The organism is Nakamurella leprariae, from assembly GCF_016918035.1.
GTDB lineage: Bacteria > Actinomycetota > Actinomycetes > Mycobacteriales > Nakamurellaceae > Nakamurella > Nakamurella leprariae.
This window is the reverse complement of record NZ_JAERWK010000012.1, coordinates 247,323-266,808: the sequence shown is the minus strand read 5'-3', so window position 1 is coordinate 266,808 and position 19,486 is coordinate 247,323. Positions and strand designations below refer to the sequence as shown.

Annotated in this window: 18 protein-coding genes; 5 read left to right on the top strand and 13 right to left on the bottom strand. The window is 72.9% G+C overall.

Features of this window, described 5'->3' with window-relative positions:
• Positions 1–159: 159 nt before the first annotated feature.
• Positions 160–417, bottom strand: coding sequence for a hypothetical protein (locus JL106_RS10915; RefSeq protein WP_205260718.1), 258 nt, complete (start codon positions 415–417; stop codon positions 160–162).
• Positions 418–609: 192 nt separating this feature from the next.
• Complete coding sequence (locus JL106_RS10910; RefSeq protein ID WP_205260755.1) at positions 610–1,488, bottom strand: oxidoreductase; 879 nt, start codon at positions 1,486–1,488, stop codon at positions 610–612.
• Positions 1,489–1,596: 108 nt separating this feature from the next.
• Here JL106_RS10910 and JL106_RS10905 point away from each other — a divergent pair, with 108 nt between their 5' ends.
• Positions 1,597–2,019, top strand: a complete 423-nt coding sequence (locus tag JL106_RS10905) for a winged helix-turn-helix transcriptional regulator (protein ID WP_205260717.1) — start codon at positions 1,597–1,599, stop codon at positions 2,017–2,019.
• A gap of 49 nt (positions 2,020–2,068) precedes the next feature.
• Here the strand turns inward: JL106_RS10905 and JL106_RS10900 are convergent, their stop codons facing one another.
• From JL106_RS10900 to argC, 9 genes are all read right to left on the bottom strand, one after another.
• Positions 2,069–2,725 carry a DNA-3-methyladenine glycosylase gene (locus tag JL106_RS10900; RefSeq protein ID WP_205260754.1) on the bottom strand — a complete coding sequence of 219 codons (657 nt, stop codon included), beginning with the start codon at positions 2,723–2,725 and terminating at the stop codon, positions 2,069–2,071.
• Positions 2,726–2,772: 47 nt separating this feature from the next.
• Entirely contained in the window at positions 2,773–4,239 is a 1,467-nt protein-coding gene (gene argH, locus JL106_RS10895) for an argininosuccinate lyase (protein ID WP_328842076.1), read from the bottom strand.
• Entirely contained in the window at positions 4,236–5,441 is a 1,206-nt protein-coding gene (locus tag JL106_RS10890) for an argininosuccinate synthase (protein ID WP_205260716.1), read from the bottom strand. Before JL106_RS10890 ends, argH begins: the two co-directional genes overlap by 4 nt.
• On the bottom strand, positions 5,434–6,027 hold the full coding sequence (locus tag JL106_RS10885; RefSeq protein ID WP_205260715.1) for an arginine repressor: 594 nt from the start codon (positions 6,025–6,027) through the stop codon (positions 5,434–5,436). Before JL106_RS10885 ends, JL106_RS10890 begins: the two co-directional genes overlap by 8 nt.
• A complete protein-coding gene (gene argF / locus JL106_RS10880; RefSeq protein WP_407940144.1) occupies positions 6,024–6,980 on the bottom strand; it encodes an ornithine carbamoyltransferase in 957 nt (318 codons plus the stop codon). The genes JL106_RS10885 and argF overlap by 4 nt, the downstream gene beginning before the upstream one ends.
• 56 nt (positions 6,981–7,036) lie before the next feature.
• Positions 7,037–8,329, bottom strand: coding sequence for an acetylornithine transaminase (locus JL106_RS10875; protein WP_205260714.1), 1,293 nt, complete (start codon positions 8,327–8,329; stop codon positions 7,037–7,039).
• Positions 8,326–9,213 (bottom strand): acetylglutamate kinase, encoded by an 888-nt coding sequence (gene argB, locus JL106_RS10870; protein WP_268928124.1) that lies wholly within the window; start codon positions 9,211–9,213, stop codon positions 8,326–8,328. The genes JL106_RS10875 and argB overlap by 4 nt, the downstream gene beginning before the upstream one ends.
• 77 nt (positions 9,214–9,290) lie before the next feature.
• Positions 9,291–10,478 carry a bifunctional glutamate N-acetyltransferase/amino-acid acetyltransferase ArgJ gene (gene argJ, locus JL106_RS10865; RefSeq protein ID WP_205260751.1) on the bottom strand — a complete coding sequence of 396 codons (1,188 nt, stop codon included), beginning with the start codon at positions 10,476–10,478 and terminating at the stop codon, positions 9,291–9,293.
• 47 nt (positions 10,479–10,525) lie between these two features.
• Positions 10,526–11,563, bottom strand: coding sequence for an N-acetyl-gamma-glutamyl-phosphate reductase (gene argC / locus JL106_RS10860; RefSeq protein ID WP_205260712.1), 1,038 nt, complete (start codon positions 11,561–11,563; stop codon positions 10,526–10,528).
• A gap of 46 nt (positions 11,564–11,609) precedes the next feature.
• On the opposite strand from argC, the gene JL106_RS10855 reads away from it, so the two are divergent.
• The 4 genes from JL106_RS10855 (at position 11,610) to JL106_RS10840 (ending at position 16,601) form a co-directional block, all read left to right on the top strand.
• Positions 11,610–12,737, top strand: coding sequence for a methylenetetrahydrofolate reductase C-terminal domain-containing protein (locus JL106_RS10855; protein ID WP_205260711.1), 1,128 nt, complete (start codon positions 11,610–11,612; stop codon positions 12,735–12,737).
• Entirely contained in the window at positions 12,718–13,515 is a 798-nt protein-coding gene (locus JL106_RS10850; protein WP_205260710.1) for a class I SAM-dependent methyltransferase, read from the top strand. The genes JL106_RS10855 and JL106_RS10850 overlap by 20 nt, the downstream gene beginning before the upstream one ends.
• Positions 13,516–13,689: 174 nt before the next feature.
• Positions 13,690–15,381, top strand: a complete 1,692-nt coding sequence (locus JL106_RS10845; protein ID WP_205260709.1) for a thiamine pyrophosphate-binding protein — start codon at positions 13,690–13,692, stop codon at positions 15,379–15,381.
• Positions 15,382–15,458: 77 nt separating this feature from the next.
• Positions 15,459–16,601, top strand: coding sequence for an LLM class flavin-dependent oxidoreductase (locus JL106_RS10840; RefSeq protein ID WP_205260708.1), 1,143 nt, complete (start codon positions 15,459–15,461; stop codon positions 16,599–16,601).
• Between the two features lie 90 nt (positions 16,602–16,691).
• On the opposite strand, the gene JL106_RS10835 is transcribed toward JL106_RS10840, so the two are convergent.
• Complete coding sequence (locus JL106_RS10835) at positions 16,692–18,308, bottom strand: carboxylesterase/lipase family protein (protein WP_205260707.1); 1,617 nt, start codon at positions 18,306–18,308, stop codon at positions 16,692–16,694.
• Positions 18,305–19,462: an LLM class flavin-dependent oxidoreductase gene (locus JL106_RS10830; protein ID WP_205260706.1), complete on the bottom strand. Its 1,158-nt coding sequence runs from the start codon at positions 19,460–19,462 to the stop codon at positions 18,305–18,307. Before JL106_RS10830 ends, JL106_RS10835 begins: the two co-directional genes overlap by 4 nt.
• Positions 19,463–19,486 lie beyond the last annotated feature (24 nt).

Here is a 19,486-nt window from a genome sequence, read left to right as displayed (position 1 = left end):
GCCCGGGCGGGGGCCCGGCCGCGGGGGGGGGGGCGGGGGCCCGCCGCCGGCCCCCCCCCCCCCCCCCCCCCCCCCCCCCCCCCCCACGACCGGGCCGAGGAGACCGCGGGCCGGTCATTGACCGGCTGACCGCCGCCGGGTGTCGTGGTCGGTCACGGATCAGGTCCTGGGTTCGGCGGACCAGGGCGTGCGGGAGGACTCCGGCTGGACGGGCCCGGGCTTGGTGAGGACGCGCACCGCGTGGGTGGGGTAGCCCGCGGCGATCCCGGCCAGCGAGTCGTCGGGCAGCGGTTCGTCGTCGGATGCGTGCGCCGCAGCCGGGGTGGTGTCCCCGTGCTCGGCCGACTGCTGAGCCGAAGATGGCAACCGCATCGGCTCGTCCGGTCGGCCGTGCGCCGACGCGTCGTCTCGATCCATGTCCACGACCATGGTTCGGATCCCCCTGGTTCGACATTCCTGCCCCCGGGCGCCGCCGGCATCGTGCCCCAGATCGGCCGCCGTGGTGATCACCGGTCCGGGGGATGACGGCTCCGGGTCCGGACCCTGGCGCGTCCGACACTCGGCGACCGACCGCATCCGGCGCGGACCACGCCGCGCCGGATGCGGTGGTCACGCCTGGCCGGCGATGCGATCCAGCTCATCCACATCGGCGGCGGAGAGCTCGAGCACTGCGCCCGACAGGTTCTCCCGCAGATGCGTGACCGACGACGTTCCCGGGATGAGCAGGATGTTCGGCGACCGCTGGAGCAGCCAGGCCAGGGCGACGGACATCGGCGTCAATCCCAGGCGCGCGGCGACCGCCGACAACGCGTCGGACTGCAGGGGCGTGAATCCGCCCAGCGGGAAAAACGGGATGTAGGCGATGCTCTCGCCGGCGAGACGGTCGATGAGCTCGTCGTCCGTCCGGTCGGCCAGGTTGTACCTGTTCTGCACGGACACGATCGGTGCGATCGACTGCGCCTGCGTGACCTGGTCGACCGTGGCGTTGCTGACGCCGAGATGCCGGATCACTCCCTGCCTTTGAAGGTCGACCAGCGTCGCCATCGCCTCGTCGATGCGCTCGCCCGGCACCGGGCCGTTCGCGTCCCCGAGGCGCAGGTGGACGAGGTCGAGCGCGTCCACCCCGAGCGTCGCCAGGTTGTCGTCGATCTGGGCACGCAGCTCGTCCGGCTTCCGTGCCGCGGGCCAGCCGCCGTGGTCGTCCCGTCGGCCACCGGCCTTCGTCGCGATGACCAGGTCCCCGGCGTACGGGTGGAGCGCCTCACGGATGAGGTCGTTCACCACCCGCGGACCGTAGGTCTCCGCAGTGTCGATGTGGGTGATCCCGCTCGCGACCGCCTCGCGGAGCACCGCGAGCGCCGCGTCGTGGTCCTTCGGGGGTCCGAAGACCCATGGGCCGGCGAGCTGCATGGCGCCGTACCCGAAGCGCGTCACGGTGCGGTCACCCAGGGTCCAAGTACCGCCGGGGAGATCGAGTGAGGTGCTCATCAATGCCTTCCAGAGCTTGTCGAACGAGTTGCCGACGTCCACCCTGGATGGTAAACTTCCCGTTGGGAAGGAGTTACCCAGGAGTGCGTAGGTACCCGGAGGTACGACATGGCGACGACGACCGCGGCGCAACGGAAGGCGGCCGCCAAAGCGCACTACAACGCGTTCCTGGCCGTTTGCCCGAGCCAGCAGCTGCTGGCCCAGGTCTCCGGCAAGTGGGTCACCCTGGTGCTGTCCGCGCTGGGCAGCGGTCCTGAGTGCGACGGCGAGCCACGACCGATGCGGTATTCCCAACTCGCCCGTGTCCTGGCCGGCGTGAGTCCGAAGATGTTGTCCCAGACCCTGCGGTCCCTCGAACGCGACGGCCTGGTCTCGCGCACCGCCACCGCCACGGTGCCCGTCACCGTCACCTACGAACTCACCGATCTCGGACTCTCGCTGCACCAGACGGTCCGGCAACTCAAGATCTGGTCCGAGACGCACCGGGACGCAGTCGCCGTCCATCAGGCGCACTTCGACGCGACCCGCTGAGCCGAGCCCACGAGCACCGCAGCGGCGCCGGCAGGTCGACGGGACGGGCTCAGCCTGTCGTCGGCCGCCGCCGCGTCCCGGCCCGGTAGGCCGAGACCGTCGGTGAGCCCGTGTCCCAGAACCGCCACCGCACCTCGGCCGCGGCCGCGACGCCGACCCGTGGCCCGCGGCTGATCCCCGTCGCGGGCACCGGCGAGCCGGCGTGCAACTGCCAGCGCCCGGCCGGATCACACAGGTCGGTGCCGTTCGCCCCGGCCGGATCGGCCGACCAGCCCAGCACCGTGGCCAGCCCGGCCGGGCCGCGAGCCAGCACGGTCTCCGTGCGGGCGGCCGGGCGGCGCACCCGGGCAGTGGCCGTGCCGTCGAGCACCTCGGCCGCGCGGAGCAGCACCGCGGAGGCGGTGCCGTCCGGGCCGGTGACGATGTTGGCACACCAGTGCATCCCGTAGACGAAGTACAGGTACAGGTGTCCGGGAGGGCCGAACATCACCTCGGTCCGCGCGGTGCGGCCGCGGAAGGCGTGCGACGCCGGGTCGGCCGGACCGGCGTAGGCCTCGACCTCGGTGAGACGCACGGCCACCGGCCCTGAATCGATCAGGCCGTCCGGGCTGCCAACATTGGGGTACCCGCCGGTGTCGACCAGCACCCGACCCAGCAGGTCGGCGGCCACCTCGGCCACCGGCCGGTCGAGGAAGTCGCGGGGCAGCCGAGGACCCCAGGGATCCTCGGCCCCGCGCGCCGGTGCCGGATCGTTCAGCGGTCGATCCAGGCCCGGTCGGCGGCGATCCGCGCCCGCAACCCGGCCAGCTGCTCGGCCACCCGCACCGGCGCGGTCCCGCCGATGGCGCTACGGGAGGCCAACGCGCCCTCGACGGTCAACACCTCACGCACCGCGGGCATGAGGGCCGGCGAGATACCGGCGAACTCCACGTCCGTCAGCTCGTCCAGGTTGCGTCCGGTCGACTCGGCAAGGGCCACGCACTCTCCCGCCGCTTCATGCGCGTCCCGGAACGGGACACCCTGACGCACCAGCCATTCCGCGATGTCGGTGGCCAGCGAGAAGCCGGCCGGGGCCATCGCGGCCATCCGGGCGGTGTCGAAGGTCAGCGTCGCGGTCATGCCCGTCACCGCCGGCAGCAGGATGCGCAGTTGAGTCACGGAGTCGATGAGCGGCTCCTTGTCCTCTTGCAGGTCCCGGTTGTAGGCCAGCGGCAACGCCTTCAGCGTGGCCAACAGCCCGGCCAGGTTGCCGATGAGCCGACCCGCCTTGCCGCGGGCCAGTTCTGCGATGTCCGGATTCTTCTTCTGCGGCATGATCGAGCTGCCGGTGGCGAACGCGTCGTGCAGCCTGGCGTATCCGAACTCCGCCGTGGTGAAGACGATCACCTCCTCGGCCCACCGCGACACGTCGACGGCCAGCATGGCCAGCACGAAGGCCAGCTCGGCGGCGAAGTCGCGGCTGGCCGTGCCGTCGATCGAGTTCTGGCTCACCGACGCCAACCCGAGCTGGTCGGCGATGGCCTGCGGGTCCAGGCCCAGCGACGACCCGGCCAGCGCGCCGGACCCGTAGGGCGACACCGCGGCCCGCCGGTCCCAGTCACGGATCCGGTCGACGTCCCGGACCAGCGCCTGCGCGTGCGCGGCCAGGTGGTGGGCCAGCAGCACCGGCTGGGCGTGCTGGAAGTGGGTGCGGCCCGGCATGGCCGCACCCGGGTGTGCCTCGGCCTGATCGACCAGTGCGCCCTGCAGATCCAGCACCGAGCCGGCGATGTCGCGCGCCGCGTCCCGCAGCCACAGCCGGTACAGGGTGGCCACCTGGTCGTTGCGGGACCGGCCGGCGCGCAGCTTGCCGCCGAGCTCGCGGCCGGCCCGGTCGATCAGCCCGCGTTCCAGCGCCGAGTGCACGTCCTCGTCGGACGGCTCCGGCGCGAACGCGCCGGAGGTGACGTCGGCCAGCAACGCGTCCAGCGCGGCGTGCATCGCGATGAGCTCGTCGTCGGCCAGCAGGCCGGCGGCGTGCAGCACCGTGGCGTGGGCCTTGGACGCGGCGATGTCGTACGGCGCCAGCACCCAGTCGAAGTGCGTGGAGACGCTCAGCGCCGCCATCTCCGGCGCCGGTCCGGCGGTGAACCGGCCGCCCCAGAGGGCGCCGGCCCGGCCGGCACCCCGGTCGTCGCCAGCCGCAGCGTCGGCTGCCGGGTCCGAGTCGGGACCACTCACTGGCCGGACACCCGCAGGTCCCGGGCGGTGGCCATCTTGGTGTTCAGGCCCCACAGCTGCACGAAGCCCTTGGCCATCGACTGGTCGAAGGTGTCCTGGGCGTCATAGGTCGCGAGGTTGAAGTCATAGAGCGAGCTCTCGGACCGGCGACCGGTGACCACGGCGGTCCCGTGGGCCATGGTCATGCGGATCTCGCCGTTCACGTGCTGCTGGGTGTCCTGCAGGAACGCGTCCAGCGAGCGCTTCAGCGGGGAGAACCAGAGGCCGTCGTAGACCAGCTCGGTCCAGCGCTGGCCCACGGTCTGCTTGAACCGGGCCTGCTCCCGCTCCAGGGTCACGTTCTCCAGCTCGCGGTGGGCGGCCAGCAGGGCCATCGCCCCGGGCGCCTCGTAGATCTCCCGCGACTTGATGCCGACGACACGGTCCTCGACCATGTCGATCCGGCCGATGCCCTGGGCGCCGGCCCGCCGGTTCATCTCCTCGATGGCCTGCAGCATGGTCACCGGGCGGCCGTCGATGGCCACCGGCTTGCCCTGGTTGAAGGTGATGAGCACCTCGTCGGGCTCCCGGGCGGCGGCCGGGTCCTGCGTGTAGTCGTACAGGTCCTCGATCGGGCCGTTCCAGATGTCCTCCAGGAACCCGGTCTCCACCGCGCGACCCCAGACGTTCTGGTCGATCGAGTACGGGTTGCTGCGGGTGGTCTGGATGGGCAGGTCACGCTCCTCGGCGAAGATGATCGCCTTGTCCCGGCTCATCCCCGAGTCACGCACCGGGGCCAGCACCTTGAGGTCCGGCGCCAGCGCGCCGATGGACACCTCGAACCGCACCTGGTCGTTGCCCTTGCCGGTGCAGCCGTGCGCGACGGTCGAGGCACCGAAGTCCTTGGCCGCCTGCACCAGGTGCTTGACGATCACCGGACGGGACAGCGCCGACACCAGCGGGTACCGGTCCATGTACAGGGCGTTGGCCTGCAACGCGGGCAGGCAGTACTCGTCGGCGTACTCGTCGCGCATGTCGGCCACGACGGCCTCGACGGCGCCGCAGTCCAGCGCGCGCTGCCGAATGACCTCCATGTCCTCGCCGCCCTGGCCGACGTCGCCGGCGACGGCGATCACCTCGGCCCCGGTGGCGTGGGCGATCCAGCCGATCGCCACCGACGTGTCGAGGCCGCCCGAATAGGCCAGGACGATCCGCTCAGTCATCTGCTGCAACTCCGCTCGAGTTCGTGGTGCTGGAAGGTGGTTCAGGTGATGCAGGTTCGGTCCCGGTCGCCGGACCGGCGCCGGAGGTCGCCCAGCCGGCGAACCGGCTGCCCAGCTCGGCGCCGGACAGGCCGTCCCGGGCGAGCACGAAGATGGTGTCATCCCCGGCGATGGTCCCGGCCACGTCGTCCAGGGCCGCCCGGTCGATGGCCGAGGCCAGGAACTGCGCGGCGCCCGGCGGGGTGCGCAGCACGGCGATGCCGCCCGAGTGGTCGACGCCGACGAGCAGGTCGCCGAGCAGGCGGTGCAGCCGCGCCGTGCCGCCGGCCATCGGCCGCGGGCTGCCGTCCTCGGGGATGACGTAGACCGGGGCGCCGCCGTCCACCCCGCGGATCTTGATGGCGCCGAGCTCCTCCAGATCCCGGGACAGGGTCGCCTGGGTGACCGAGAACCCGGACTCCGCCGCGCTCCCGGTGCCCGATCCGACGAGCAGCGCCAACAGCTCCGTCTGCGACCGCACCGAGTTGGCCCGGACCAGCTCCACGATGCGGGACTGGCGGGCCGCCTTGGTCGCCGGGCCGGTCATGCGTCCCCGGCGAGCAGACCGGGCACCGCCTGCGGGGCGAGCAGGAACACCAGCAGCGCCTTCTGGGCGTGCAGCCGGTTCTCGGCCTCGTCCCACACCGCCGATCGTGGGCCGTCGAGCACCTCGTCGGTGATCTCCCAGCCGCGGTGGGCGGGCAGGCAGTGCAGCACCACGTGATCGGCCGCCGCCCCGGCCAGCAGTCCGGTGTTGATCTGGAACGGCCGGAACGGACCGACCCGGTCCAGCCCGTCGTTCTCCTGGCCCATCGAGGTCCAGGTGTCGGTCACCACCACGTGGGCTCGATCGACGGCGTCGGCCGGATCGTCCATGAGCGCGACCGAGCCGCCGGTGCGGGCGGCCAGCGCGGCCGCGTCGGCCAGCACCTCCGGCGCCGGGCCGAACCCCGCGGGGGCGCCGACCCGGACGTGCAGGCCGGCGTTCGCACCGCCCAGCAGCAGCGAGTGGGCCATGTTGTTGGCGCCGTCGCCCAGGTAGGTCAGGGTCAGCCCGGCCAGCGCGCCGAACCGCTCCCGGACGGTCTGCAGGTCGGCCAGCACCTGGCACGGGTGGAACTCGTCGGTGAGCGCATTGACCACCGGGACGCTGGACGCGCCGGCCAGCGCGATGATGCGCCGCTGCGCGAAGGTCCGGATGGCCACCGCGTCGACGAACCGGGACAGCACCCGCGAGGTGTCCTCGATGGTCTCCTCGCGGCCGAGCTGCGAGGTACGTCCGTCCACGATGACCGGTTGGGCGCCGAGCTGGTGGATGCCCACCTCGAACGACAGCCGGGTCCGGGTGGAGTTCTTCTCGAACACCACGCCGACGGACCGGCCGGCCAGCGGCCGGTGCGCGGTGCGGTCCCGCTTGAGCACGTCGGCCAGGTCCAGGACGGTGAGCAGCTCCTGCGGCGACAGGTCGTCGTCGCGCAGGAAGTGGCGCAGCCCGCCCACCTCGCCGGGAGTCGATGCGGCGACGGGGGTGTCGGACAGGTTGTCGGACAGCGTGGTCACGAGGACGTCCCTCCTGGTTCGGCGGCGGACTCAGCGGTGGGCGCGCCGGCAGCGGCCAGGATGTCCGGCAGCGCGGCGACGAAGGAGTCGGCCTGCTCGGTGGTCAGGATCAGTGGTGGGGCCAGCCGCAGCACGTCCGGGGCGGGGGCGTTCACGATGAACCCGGCCCGGCGGGCGGCCTCGACCGCGGCCGGCCCGAATCCACCGGCCAGCACCACGCCGAGCAGCAGCCCGGCGCCCCGGACACCGCGGATGCCCGGGTGGTGCAGGTCCTCGATGGCGCCGGACAGGTGCTTGCCGAGCGCGGCGACATGATCCAGCAGATGGTCGGTCTCGATGGTGCGCAGCACAGCCAACGCGGCCGCCGCACACACCGGGTTGCCGGCGAAGGTCGACCCGTGCTGGCCCGGCTGCAGCAGCTCGGCCGCCCGGCCGACGCCGATGACCGCCCCGATCGGCATCCCGCCGGCCAGCCCCTTGGCCACGGTGATGACATCCGGCAGGATCCCGGCGTGCTGGTGGGCGAACCAGGCGCCGGTGCGACCGACGCCGGTCTGGATCTCGTCGAGCACCAGCAGCGCGCCGTGCCGCGCGGTGACGGCCCGGGCGGCGGCCAGGTACCCGTCCGGCGCCGGCACCACGCCGGCCTCGCCGAGCACCGGTTCCAGGAACAGGGCGCCGATCTCGTCGCCGTGCTCGGCGAAGACGGCCTCCAGGGCTGCGACGTCGCCGTACGGCACGAACTCGACGCCGGCGGGCATCGGCTCGAACGGCGCCCGCTTGGCCGGTTGCCCGGTGAGCGCCAGCGCGCCCATGGTGCGGCCGTGGAACGCCCGTTCGGCCGCCACCATCCGCGGCCGCCCGGTCAACCGGGCCATCTTGAACGCGGCCTCGTTGGCCTCGGCGCCGGAGTTGCAGAACAGCACCCGCCCGGTGTGCTGGGCGTCCGATCCGTCGAGACCGGCGATTTGCAGCAGCTTCTCGGCCAGATCCAGCACGGTCGGGTGGATGAAGAAGTTCGACACGTGCCCGAGGGTGGCCACCTGGGTGGTGACCGCCTCGACCACGGCCGGGTGGGCGTGGCCCAGGCTGTTCACCGCGATCCCGGCGAGCAGGTCGAGGTAGCGCTTGCCGTCGGCGTCGGTGACCACGGCACCGACGCCGCTGACCAGCTCCACCGGCGGGGTGCCGAAGTTGTTCATCAGGGCGGCCGACCAGCGTGCGGCCGCCCGCTCGTTGCCGGCGGGTCCGGTGGCCGGGCTGCCGGTGTGCGGTGCGGTGGAGGTCATTGCAGCAGCTCCTGCGGGTCGGGGACGACCATGGTGCCGATCCCTCGGGTGGTGACGATCTCCAGCAGGACGGCGTGCGGCACGCGCCCGTCGATGACGTGCGCGGCGGCCACTCCGCCCTCGACGGCGCGCAGGCAGCCCTCCATCTTGGGGACCATGCCCGCCTCCAGGCTGGGCAGCATCTCGCGCAGCGCCCCGGCCGAGATGCTGGACAGCAGCGACCCGCGGTCGGGCCAGTCGGCGTACAGCCCCTCGACGTCGGTGAGGACCACCAGCTTGGCCGCGCCCAGCGCGACGGCCAACGCGGCCGCGGCGGTGTCGGCGTTCAGGTTGTGCACGACGCCGTCGGCGTCCGGCGCCACGGTGGCGATCACCGGGATGCGCCCGGCGTCCACCAGGTCGACCACCGCGGTGGTGTCGACGTGGGCGACGTCGCCGACCAGCCCGATGTCGGTGGCCACGCCCTCGACGTCCACGGTGCGGCGCGCCGCGGTGAGCAGCCCGGCATCCTCGCCGGACATGCCCACGGCCAGCGGCCCGTGCTGGTTGATCAGTCCGACCAGTTCGCGACCGACCTGACCGACCAGCACCATCCGCACCACGTCGAGCGTCTCGGGGGTGGTGACCCGGAAGCCGCCCTTGAACTCCCCCGACATGCCCAGACGTGTGAGCATCGAGGAGATCTGCGGACCGCCGCCGTGCACCACCACTGGCCGCAGCCCCACGGTGCGCAGGAACACCATGTCGGCGGCGAAGTCCCGCTTGAGCTGCTCGTCGGTCATGGCGTTGCCGCCGTACTTGACCACGACCAGGGCCCCGGCGAACTGCCGCAGCCACGGCAGCGCGTCGGCCAGCACAGCCGCCCGGGCGCCCGCGTCGGTCAGTTCGGCCGCGTCCCGCGGCTCGGTTCCGGTCGCGGAGTGTGTGACGGTGTGCGTCACGGATCGAGTCACCGCGCCGGTCACGTCGAGTACGCCGAGTTCTCGTGGACGTACGCGTGCGACAGGTCGTTGGTCAGCACGGTAGCCGTCTCGGTCCCGGCGTGCAGGTCGATGGTCACGCTGACCTGGCGACCGGACAGGTCCACGGCGGTGCGGTCGACGTCGGAGGCGGCACCGGCCCGGCAGATCCAGGCGTCGTTGATGGCCACGTCGACCTGATCTGCGTCGAACTGGGCCTGCTCGACCGGCAGCGCACCGACCGCGGCCAGGATGCGCCCCCAGTTCGGGTCCTGGCCGAAGAAGGCCGTCTTGACCAGGTTGTTGCGAGCCACTGCCCGACCGACGGTGACGGCCTGCTCCTCGGTCACCGCGTGCCGGACCTCGATGGCGATCTCCTTGGTGGCGCCCTCGGCGTCGGCCAACAACTGCCGGGCCAGGTCCGCGCACACCCGGGTCAGCACCCCGGTGAACTGGGCCGGGTCCGGCCGCACCCCGGACGCCCCGTTGGCCAGCACCAGCACGGTGTCGTTGGTCGACATCGCGCCGTCGGAGTCGAGCCGGTCGAAGGTGGTCCGGGTGGCCTCGCGCAGTGCGACATCGAGGTCACCGGAACCGATCTCGGCGTCGGTGGTCAGCACCACCAGCATGGTGGCCAGCCCCGGCGCGAGCATGCCCGCGCCCTTGGCCATCCCTCCCACGGTCCAGCCGCCCACGGTGAGCGCCGCGGTCTTGGCCACCGTGTCGGTGGTCATGATCGCGGTGGCGGCGTCCGCACCACCGTCGGCGGTGGCCGCGGTCACGGCGGCGCTCACGCCGGGCAGCAGCCGGTCCATGGGCAGCCGCTCGCCGATCAGCCCGGTGGAGGCGACGGCGATCCGCTCCGCCGGCACGCCCAGCGCTGCACCGAGATGCTCGGCAGTGCAGACGGTGTCGGCGAAGCCGTCCGGCCCGGTGCAGGCGTTGGCGCCGCCGGAGTTCAGCACCACCGCGGTGAGCTCGCCGCCGGTCACACCGCCGGTCGATCCGTCTCCGAGCAGTTGCCGGCACCACCGCACCGGCGCGGCCACCACCCGGTTGCCGGTGAACACCCCGGCCGCGTCGGACCGCGGCCCGTCGTTGATCACCACGGCCACGTCCGGCTTCCCGGACGCTTTCAGCCCGGCGGTCACGCCCGCGGCCCGGAAGCCCTGCGCGGCCGCCACGCCCACCCCGGTGACCTCGGTGGTCGGTGTGCTCGGGACTGCACGGGGGCCGGTCACGGCGCCACTCCCTCGGTCGGCAGGCCCGCGGTCTCGGCGAAGCCCAGGGCCAGGTTCATGCTCTGCACCGCACCGCCGGCGGTGCCCTTGGTCAGGTTGTCGATGGCGGCCACCACGATCAGCCGGCCGGCCGCAGCGTCGACCGCGACCTGCAGCAGGCAGGTGTTGGCGCCGACCGTGGCCGCGGTGGTCGGCCACTGCCCCTCGGGCAGCAGCGTCACGAACGGTTCGTCGCCGTAGGCCTTCTCGTAGGCGGCGCGCACCTGCGCGGCGTCCACGCCGGCGGTGACCGGTGCCGAGACGGTGGCCAGGATGCCGCGCGGCATCGGCACCAGCATCGGGGTGAACGACACCGACACCGACCGCCCGGCGGCGGCCGCGAAGTTCTGCATCATCTCCGGGGTGTGCCGGTGCCCGCCGCCGACGCCGTAGGCGCTCACCGACCCCATCACCTCGGCGCCCAGCAGGTGCGCCTTGGGCGACTTGCCGGCGCCGGAGGTGCCGGAGGCGGCGACCACGACCACGTCGGGCTCGACCAGGCCGGCGGCCAGCGCCGGCACCAGGGCCAGCGACGCGGCCGTCGGGTAGCAGCCCGGCACCGCGACCCGTCGAGTGCCCCGCAGCGCGTCCCGGGCGCCGGGCAGTTCGGGCAGGCCGTAGGGCCAGGAGCCGGGGTGCTCGCCTCCGTAGAACGTCTCCCATGCGACCGGATCGGTGAGCCGGTGGTCGGCACCGCAGTCGACGACCAGCACGTCCGGCGTCCGCTCGGTGAGGGCCGCGGCCAGCTCGTGGGACTGGCCGTGCGGCAGCGCCAGGAAGACCACGTCGTGCCCGGCCAGCGTGTCGACCGAGGTCGGCTCGAGCACCCGGTCGGCCAGCGCCCGCAGGTGCGGCTGGTGCGCCCCGAGCAGGTCACCGGCGTTGCTGTGCGCGGTGACCGCGCCGATGCGCACCTCCGGATGGGCCAGCAGCAGCCGCAGCAGCTCGCCGCCGGCGTAGCCGCTCGCGCCGGCCACCGCCACCGATACCGTCATGCCCGTCCTTCCGTCGCCCGACACGGCTGACCATACATCAGCTCGTATGGATATTCACGTCGCCCGCACCACGCAGCCGTCCGCGCGGCCCAACGCCGACCCGCCGGGTCGGGATGGCACCCTGGGGCAGGTGGTTCCCGCCGTCGACCGCCCAGCGCCCGCCGACAGCACTGCGCCGGTGGCCGGCTGCCCCAAGCGGATGGTCTTCGGTCCGTGCGGCGGTGTCCGGTCCGCCGGTGGCTGCGAGATGGCCGACCATCCCTGCGTCTTCCTGGGTCCCGGGCGGACGCTGCCCGAGTGGCGGGAGCCGCAGCGGCCCGGCGAGCTGCGCCCACCTCTGGTGCTGACCGACCTGAGCGTGCCTGCCGGCGACGCGGCCACGCTCACCGCCACCGCCCGGCTGCTCGCCCCCACCTGCGACGCGATGCTGGTGGGCGACCACCAGGACCGGCCGGACTTCCCGCCGACCCAGCTGGCCGGTCTCATCGCGGCGGCGGGCGGGCGACCGTGGGTGACGCTGGCCTGCCGGGACCGGAACCGGATCGTGCTGGAGCAGGAGCTGCGCGGGCTGCAGCTCGCGGGCGCTGCCGCGGTGCTGTGCGTCACCGGTGACGGCCGGGCGTTCGACGTCAGGCCGGACGTGACCCAGGTGTTCGACCTGGACGGCACCCGGCTGACCGCCCTGGCCGCGGCGATGGGCGTCCCGGCCGGCGTGGCCGAGACCCCAACCGCACCACCGGTGGACGCGCGGCCGGCCCGGCTGGTCCAGAAGCAGCGCGCCGGTGCCGCCGTCGCCGTGCTCAACCACGTCAGCGACCCGGCGTCGGTGGGCCGGTTCGTGGCGGCCACGCGGGGCCAGGGGCTGACCATCCCGGTGATCGCCGCGGTCGCCGTGTTCACCGACGCCCGGTCGGCGGCCGTGCTGGACGCGCTGCCCGGGCTGGAGATCGACCGCGACGTGGTCGCGGCCGTGCTGGCCGCTCCCGATCCGGTGACCGCGGGGATCGAGGCCGCCGTGGCCGAGGCCCGGTCCCTGCTGGCCATCGACGGCGTGCACGGCGTCAACCTCTCCGGATTGGCGTCCGACCGCGGGGTGCGGTTCGCCGCCGAGGTGCAGGCCGAGATCGGCCGCCGGATCAGGGAAGAGGTGCCGCATGCACGAGCCGGCGGATGACGGGCCGGGCCACCGGTCCCGGGACGATGGCACCGCGATGGAGGCCGAGTTCGACACCGTGGCCCGGTGGACGGCCGACGCCGCCGTCGAGCTGGGACCGGACCACTTCCTGCCGGCCGCCTGCCGGGGCAGCGGCAGTCCGGGAGCGATGCGCTGGCTGCTCGACCGGCTCGCCGTCGGTGGCCGGGACACGATGCTGGACTGCGGCGCGGGGCTCGGCGGTCCGGCCGCCTTCGCCACCGGCGAGACCGGTGCGCGGCTGCTGCTGTGTGATCCCGAAGCGGGAGCGTGCCGGGGCGCCGCCCGGCTGTTCGGGCTGCCCGCCGTCCGAGCCGACTCGCGGCTGCCGTTCCGCTCGGCCGCGGTGGATGTCGCCTGGAGCCTGGGGGTGCTGTGCACGGTCGACGACCAGCCGCTGCTGCTGTCGGAGCTGCGCCGGGTGCTGCGCCCAGGCGGCCGGATGGGGCTGCTGATCTACGTCGCGGCGCACCCGCCGTTGCCCGAGCAGCCGGAGGGCAACGATTTCCCCACCGACACGGTCGCGCGGGCGATGATCGACGCCGCCGGCTTCACGCTGCACGACAGCGCCACGACCGGTGACATGGCGGCCGCGCCGCCGGAGTGGACGGAGCGCGCGGTGGCCGTGCAGGACCTGCTGGAGCGCCGTCACGGCGACGACCCGCGCTGGCGGACCGCCGCCCGGCAGTCCGGGATCATGGGCCGGCTGCTCGGCGACGGCGACCTGGTCGGCACCCTGTACCACGCGACCGCGCGGTGACCGGGAAGGCAGCGGGTCCGCCCCCGGACGACCTGGGCGCGAGGACGCGTGGCCCGTCCGATGCCCGGCCGGCCGAGGCCACCCGTAAAGTTCTGCTCACGAGAAAGCCACGTCCCGGGCCCTCCCCGGTCGATACGCTCCGGCGGCTGGTGAAGGCAACGGAGCGGAGCATCAATGGAGTCGGTCAACGGAGCTGAACTGCTGGTGCGCACCTTGGTGCGACTGGAGCAGCGGCACGCGTTCAACATCGTCGGTCTGGGACTGTTCCCGCTGGCAGAAGCGTTCCACCGGCACCGCAGCGAGATCCGGTACATCTCCGCGTTGAACGAGACCAACCTCGGCCTCATCGCCGAGGGCTATGCCCGGGCCAACCGGTCGGCCGCGTTCGTGAACGTCTACCACGCGTCCGGGACCGGCCTCGGGATGATGGCGCTCACCACCGCCTGGGCCGAGAGCGTGCCTCTGGTGTTCACCTCGACCACCTCCAGCCGGGCGCTGTCCGGCCGCGACCAGTACGCCGCCGTCCCTCGCGCCGTGACCGAGATGAGCGAGCAGTTCACCAAGTGGAGCTGCGAGGTCCCGAGCGCGGCGCGGATCCCCGAGATCGTCCAGCGCGCCTTCCAGATCGCCAACACCCCGCCGTACGGCCCGGTGCACCTGGCCTTCCCGATGGACGTGTGGCTGGAGACCACCGAGGACACCTCGGGCTCGGTGGGGCCCGCCGACGTACTCGCCGACTTCACCGCCTCGCCCTCGACCGTGGCCCGGGTCGCGCAGCTGCTCCGGGACAGCACCGACCCGGTGCTGGTCGCCGGCAGCGAGGTCGCCCGGTACGGCGGCGTCGACGCCGCGGTGGCGCTGGCGGAACGGCTGGGGTGCACCGTCCTGAGCGAGGACAAGATCTCCGACCTCGGGTTCCCCACGGTGCACCCGCAGTTCGCCGGCCGGATCGGCGCGAACCGATCGGTCGTCGCCGAGGCCGACGTGGTCGTGCTGCTGGGCGTCGAGCTCACCGAGTCGGGCCTGACCGCACCCATCGAGTTCGGCGCGGGCACCACCGTGGTGCTGACGGCGGACGCCGTGTCGCTGACCCGGCAACTGCGCCCCGACCTGGCCGTGCTCGGCATGCCCGGGCCCACGCTGGAGGCGATCGGCCACGCGGTCGGCGACGTCGAGCCGGAGGTCCGCGAACGCCGCCTGGCCGTCGCGCAGCAGCGGCACCGGGCCCGCGACGCCCGCGTCGCCCAGATCCGGGCCATCCGCTTCGACGACGAGCCGTTGGCCATCGGGCGAATCGTCACCGAGATCGAGGCAGCGATGCCGGAGGGCACGATCGTGGTGAACCACTGCGCGTCGGGTGAGCCGTTCCTGGAGGACCTCATCCCGATCGGCGACACCGACACCTTCTTCGGCATCTCGAGCAAGGCCAGCGCGCAGGGGTGGGGCGGCCCGGCCTCGATCGGCTTCCAGCTCGCCCGTCCCGACCGCCACGTCGTGGCGGTGCTGGGCGACGGCGGGTTCATGTTCTCCTCGACGGCGATCAACGCCGCGGCGCAGTTCGGCGTCCCCGTCGTCTTCGTGGTGCTGAACAACGGCGGGTGGCGGGACATCGCGGCGCTCGCGAGGGTGGCTCGGAGCCCGCTCGCGCAGGCAGAACAGGTCATGGGATGGGAGTTCGACCCGGCCATCGACCACGCGGCGTTCGCCAGCAGTCTCGGGGTCACCGGCACCCGGGTCCGCACCTCCGCCGAGCTGCGGACGGCGCTGGACGCGGCGTTCGCGTCGCGGCAGCCGACTCTCATCGAGGTGATCAACTCCCCGGAGGACGCCGACGAGTTCTCCCGGGTGTTCACCCAGTCCGACTGAACGCACCCGGCCGGTCGCGGCCCCGCGACCGGCCGCCGCACCACGAACAGTCGCAGCACCACGAACAGGAGGACGCAGTGAAGCGTCGACGTGAGACGTCCGACGAACTCAGCTTCGGATACTTCTTCCCGACGGGCAGGACCAACTTCCTGTTCTCGGACGAGGCGGCCCGGCGAGTGCCGGACCAGACCGGTGCGACGATGCTGTCGCTGGCCCGCACCGCCGAGGACGTCGGCTTCGACGCCCTGTTCATCGCCGACAACTGGTCGGGTCACCAACGGGTGGCCGAGCAGTTCGGCCACCAGTCGCCGGCCTACAACGCCCCGCTGCTGGCGATGGCGCTGCTCACCGCGACGCAGCACATCGGCGTGATCTCGACCATGCACACCACCCACCACAAGCCGGCGCACGTGGCGCGGATGGGTGCCACCCTGGACGCCTTCAGCGATGGCCGCTGGGGCTGGAACATCGTCACCGGATTCAGCGCGGACGAGGCGGCACTGTTCGGCGAGTCCTTCGTCGAGCACGACCTGCGGTACACGATGGCCGCCGAGTTCGTGGACATCGTGTTGCGCCTGTGGCGCGAGGAGGAGCCCATCGACGTCGATGGCCGCTTCTACCGCACTCGGGGGCGGATCAAACTGCCGCGCCCGGTCCAGCAGCCGCATCCCCTGCTGGTGAGCGCCGGCGCCTCACCCGCCGGCATCGCCTTCGCCGCCCGCTACTGCGACCAGTTGGTCACCCTGGCCACCGGCCAGGACCAGCTCACCGCGCTCGACGCCGAGCTCGGCCGGCTGACCGGCGGCAAGCGCGTCGTCGCCCCGACGCCCTTCGCCATGGCCATCGTCCGCCCCGGACAGGGACAGGCCCAGGAGGAACGAGAGCAGTTGCTGGCGTCCCTGAACCGCGAGGCCACCTTCGAGATCGCCGGCGACGTCATGGGTTCCATCGAGTCGGCCCGGGCGATGTACGACAAGCTGGGGGACGAGCAGGCCGCGCTCGCCTTCGGCTCCGGTCAGTCGGTGCTGCAGCTCATCGGGACGCCGGACGAGGTGGCCGAGACGCTCATCGCGGTGAAGCGGGGCACCGGTTCGACGAACGTGCTCATCAACTTCCCGCTGTGGAGCGACGATGAGCTGCGGACGTTTCGTCCGGTCCTGGACCGGCTGCGCGAGGCGGGCGTGTGGTCGCCGCCGCAGGAGCGCGACTTCTCCTGGTGATCCGCGCCGGTCGCGATGACACCGACCGCAGCGAGCCGGCGGCCCCCGACGAGGATCCCTCGCCGGGGGCCGCCGCCGTTCCGGACCGGGTCAGCCCGCCAGTCCGTCCAACCGGTTGCGCCGGTCCCAGAAGGCCATCCGGCGGCGGTCCGGACCCAGCGCACCGGTCGCCGGCTCGAGGTCCCAGATCCGGACGGCGTCCGGCGTGAACCGGGGCCACGCGCCCGATCCGTCATCCGGGTCGCCGGTGGTGGCGAACGCCACCCAGGCGCGGATCATCGCCGCTGACAGCGCCCGGTCCTGCTCCGTCCACGGCCAGTCCCGGACGTCCAGCGTGCCGAAGGCGTACAGCACGTCGGCACCGTGGAACGCACCGGCGTAGGCGCGCTCCACGACGGCACCGTCGGCCGGGATCGGGGGCTGCCGCAGGAACCGGTAGTACCAGGCCGGGGCGGACAGCCGCGCGGTCTGCAACCGGGCCGCCGTCCAGCTCGACCATACGAAGATCTGATCGGCGACGACCTCCCAGCTCGATCGCCGGGCCTCGTCGTCGGTCTCGGCGGGGTACAGCTCCAGCACCTCGGCCGCGTCGTCGCCGAACTCCTGCGCCACCCACTGGTGGTAACGCTCGAGGGTGGCGAGGTACGGCAGCCCCGAGGCCTCGTTGCCCGCGTTGCCGGTGATCGCCGGCACGTCGATCGCGGTCCCCGACGCGTAGGCCTGCAGCGGTGTCTGCGGCAGGACGTGCCCGTCGATGACCGGGTAGCCGGAGTCGAAGACGTGCAGGCTGATCGCCGCGCCGGGGATCAGGTCGAACGACCATGGTCCGGCCGCGCGCGGCAGCTGCACGGCCATGACCCGCTCGGCGGGCAACGCTCGCAGGTCGGCCAGGCTCGACGCGCCGAGCAGCTCGGCGAGCTCGGCGCCGGCCGCCTCGCCGGCGGCCAGGGTCGACGGATTGGCCGGGTGACCGTAGCCGCCCAGCGCGGGCGCGACACCCGGCCCGCTCTGCGCGATCGACTTGTGGAACAGCCCGGCGGCCAACGGGGACGACCGCAGGTTGTGCACGCTGTTGCCGCCGGCGGACACCCCGGCGATCGTCACGTTGCCGGGGTCCCCACCGAACGCGGCGACATTGCGCTGCACCCACTGCAGCGCCGCGATCTGGTCCATCAGACCGTAGTTGCCGGAGCCCCCGTACCCGGATTCGGCGCTGAGTTCCGGGTGGGCCAGGAACCCGATCCGGCCGAGCCGGTGGTTCACCGACACCACCACGAGTCCGGCGGCGGCCAGCGCCGTCCCGTCGTAGGCCGGGTTCGACGCCGACCCGAACTGGTAGGCACCGAAGTGGAACCAGACCAGCACCGGCCGGGCCTCGCCCCGGTCGGCGTCGGTCCCGGTTGCGGCCGTCCAGACGTTCAGGTGCAGGCAGTCCTCGCTGAACTCGGTCTCCCCGCCCGAGTAGAGCGACTCCGGCGGCGGCGGGAACTGCCATGCGCTGGGCCCGAACCGCGTCGCCGCCCGGACACCGGTCCAGGGCGCCGCCGGACGCGGCGGGCGCCAGCGCAACTCACCGATCGGCGGCGCCGCGTACGGCACTCCCCGGAAGCTCCGTACACCGGTCGCCTCGTCGAGACTTCCCTCGAGCGAGCCGGTCTCGACGGCGGCGGTTGTCGAGCGGGTGGTCGGGACGGGCTGAGCAGTCACCACGAGTAGCTCCGTTCGGCAGGCGGCACCCAGACACCCGCATCACGCAGGTGATCCAGGACGGACCGGAACCCCAGGACCTCCTGCGGGTTCCACAGCGGGAAGTTGATGAGCACGTTGGCCGTGGTCGTCTCGGCCTTGAGGGTGACCAGCTGCTGGGCGACCTGCTCGGCCGTGCCGAACAGCTTGAGGATCCCCTGACCGCTCCCCCACGCCCGGGCCGCCTCGGCATGCCCCTGCTCGGTGAACAGCGACCGAATGGACTCGACGCCGCCCAGGATGTCGGCCGCCAGCTCCATCGTCGCCTCGACGTCGAGGCTCTGCACCAGCCGCTCGTACTCCTCCTCGGCCTGACCTTGGCCCTCACGCACGATGGTGATCGTGAACGGCGCGGTGGTGACCTCGCCGGCCCGGCCCTGCGCAGCCAAGATCTTGTCCAGCCGGTCGTCGACGGATTGGATCTTCTCGACGGTGTTCCCGGCCACGACCAGCTGGTCACAGTGCTCGGCGGCGAAGGCCAGGCCCGCTGGTGACGCACCCGCACTCACCAGCAGCGGGTGCGGCTGCTGCACCGGCCGCGGCGCCTTGATCCGCCCCTGCGCCCGGTACCACCGGCCCTGCGCGTCGATCGGGTCGTCCTGCGTCCAGAGCTGCTTGACCAGGTCGACGAACTCGGCAGCCATCGCGTACCGGTCGTCGTGGGCCGCCAGGGTGTCCCGTCCGAACAGCCGGGCCTCGGGGTCGCCGAATCCGGTGACCACGTTCCAGCCCCACCGACCTTCGCTGTACGCGTCCAGGGTGGCGCCCATCCGGGCGACGTGGGCCGGTTGGTGGTGGCTGGTGTGCATCGTGGTGATGACGCCCAGGTGCTCGGTCACCGCGAACAGCGCCATCGCCAGCAGCGGGGCGTGGAACTTGGGCGACTGGTGTCCGGCCCGCTCGGCCGCCCGCTGGTGGCCGGACCAGGTGTCGGCGATGAACACCGAGTCGAATCCGGCTTCCTCGGCGGCCTGCGCCATCTGCGTGAACACCGTGCGACCGAGCGCCGGCGTCGACCGCGCGGCCTCCGCGGACCACACGTGGTCGGTCTGCCCGGTGGGGAAGAAGTACGAGAAGCTCAGCTGCTCGGGGTCGTGGGCTCGTGGTTTGGCCATCATCACTCCTGTGGCGGGGTCGCG

Bases quoted from the DNA above. Each gene is read 5' to 3' on its own strand.
- JL106_RS10855 (WP_205260711.1), top strand. From the start codon at position 11,610: ATGGATATTCACGTCGCCCGCACCACGCAGCCGTCCGCGCGGCCCAAC.
- JL106_RS10910 (WP_205260755.1), bottom strand. From the start codon at position 1,488: ATGAGCACCTCACTCGATCTCCCCGGCGGTACTTGGACCCTGGGTGAC.
- JL106_RS10890 (WP_205260716.1), bottom strand. From the start codon at position 5,441: ATGACTGAGCGGATCGTCCTGGCCTATTCGGGCGGCCTCGACACGTCG.
- JL106_RS10905 (WP_205260717.1), top strand. From the start codon at position 1,597: ATGGCGACGACGACCGCGGCGCAACGGAAGGCGGCCGCCAAAGCGCAC.
- JL106_RS10830 (WP_205260706.1), bottom strand. From the start codon at position 19,462: ATGGCCAAACCACGAGCCCACGACCCCGAGCAGCTGAGCTTCTCGTAC.
- JL106_RS10885 (WP_205260715.1), bottom strand. From the start codon at position 6,027: ATGACCGGCCCGGCGACCAAGGCGGCCCGCCAGTCCCGCATCGTGGAG.
- JL106_RS10875 (WP_205260714.1), bottom strand. From the start codon at position 8,329: ATGACCTCCACCGCACCGCACACCGGCAGCCCGGCCACCGGACCCGCC.
- argC (WP_205260712.1), bottom strand. From the start codon at position 11,563: ATGACGGTATCGGTGGCGGTGGCCGGCGCGAGCGGCTACGCCGGCGGC.
- JL106_RS10915 (WP_205260718.1), bottom strand. From the start codon at position 417: ATGGATCGAGACGACGCGTCGGCGCACGGCCGACCGGACGAGCCGATG.
- JL106_RS10845 (WP_205260709.1), top strand. From the start codon at position 13,690: ATGGAGTCGGTCAACGGAGCTGAACTGCTGGTGCGCACCTTGGTGCGA.
- JL106_RS10850 (WP_205260710.1), top strand. From the start codon at position 12,718: ATGCACGAGCCGGCGGATGACGGGCCGGGCCACCGGTCCCGGGACGAT.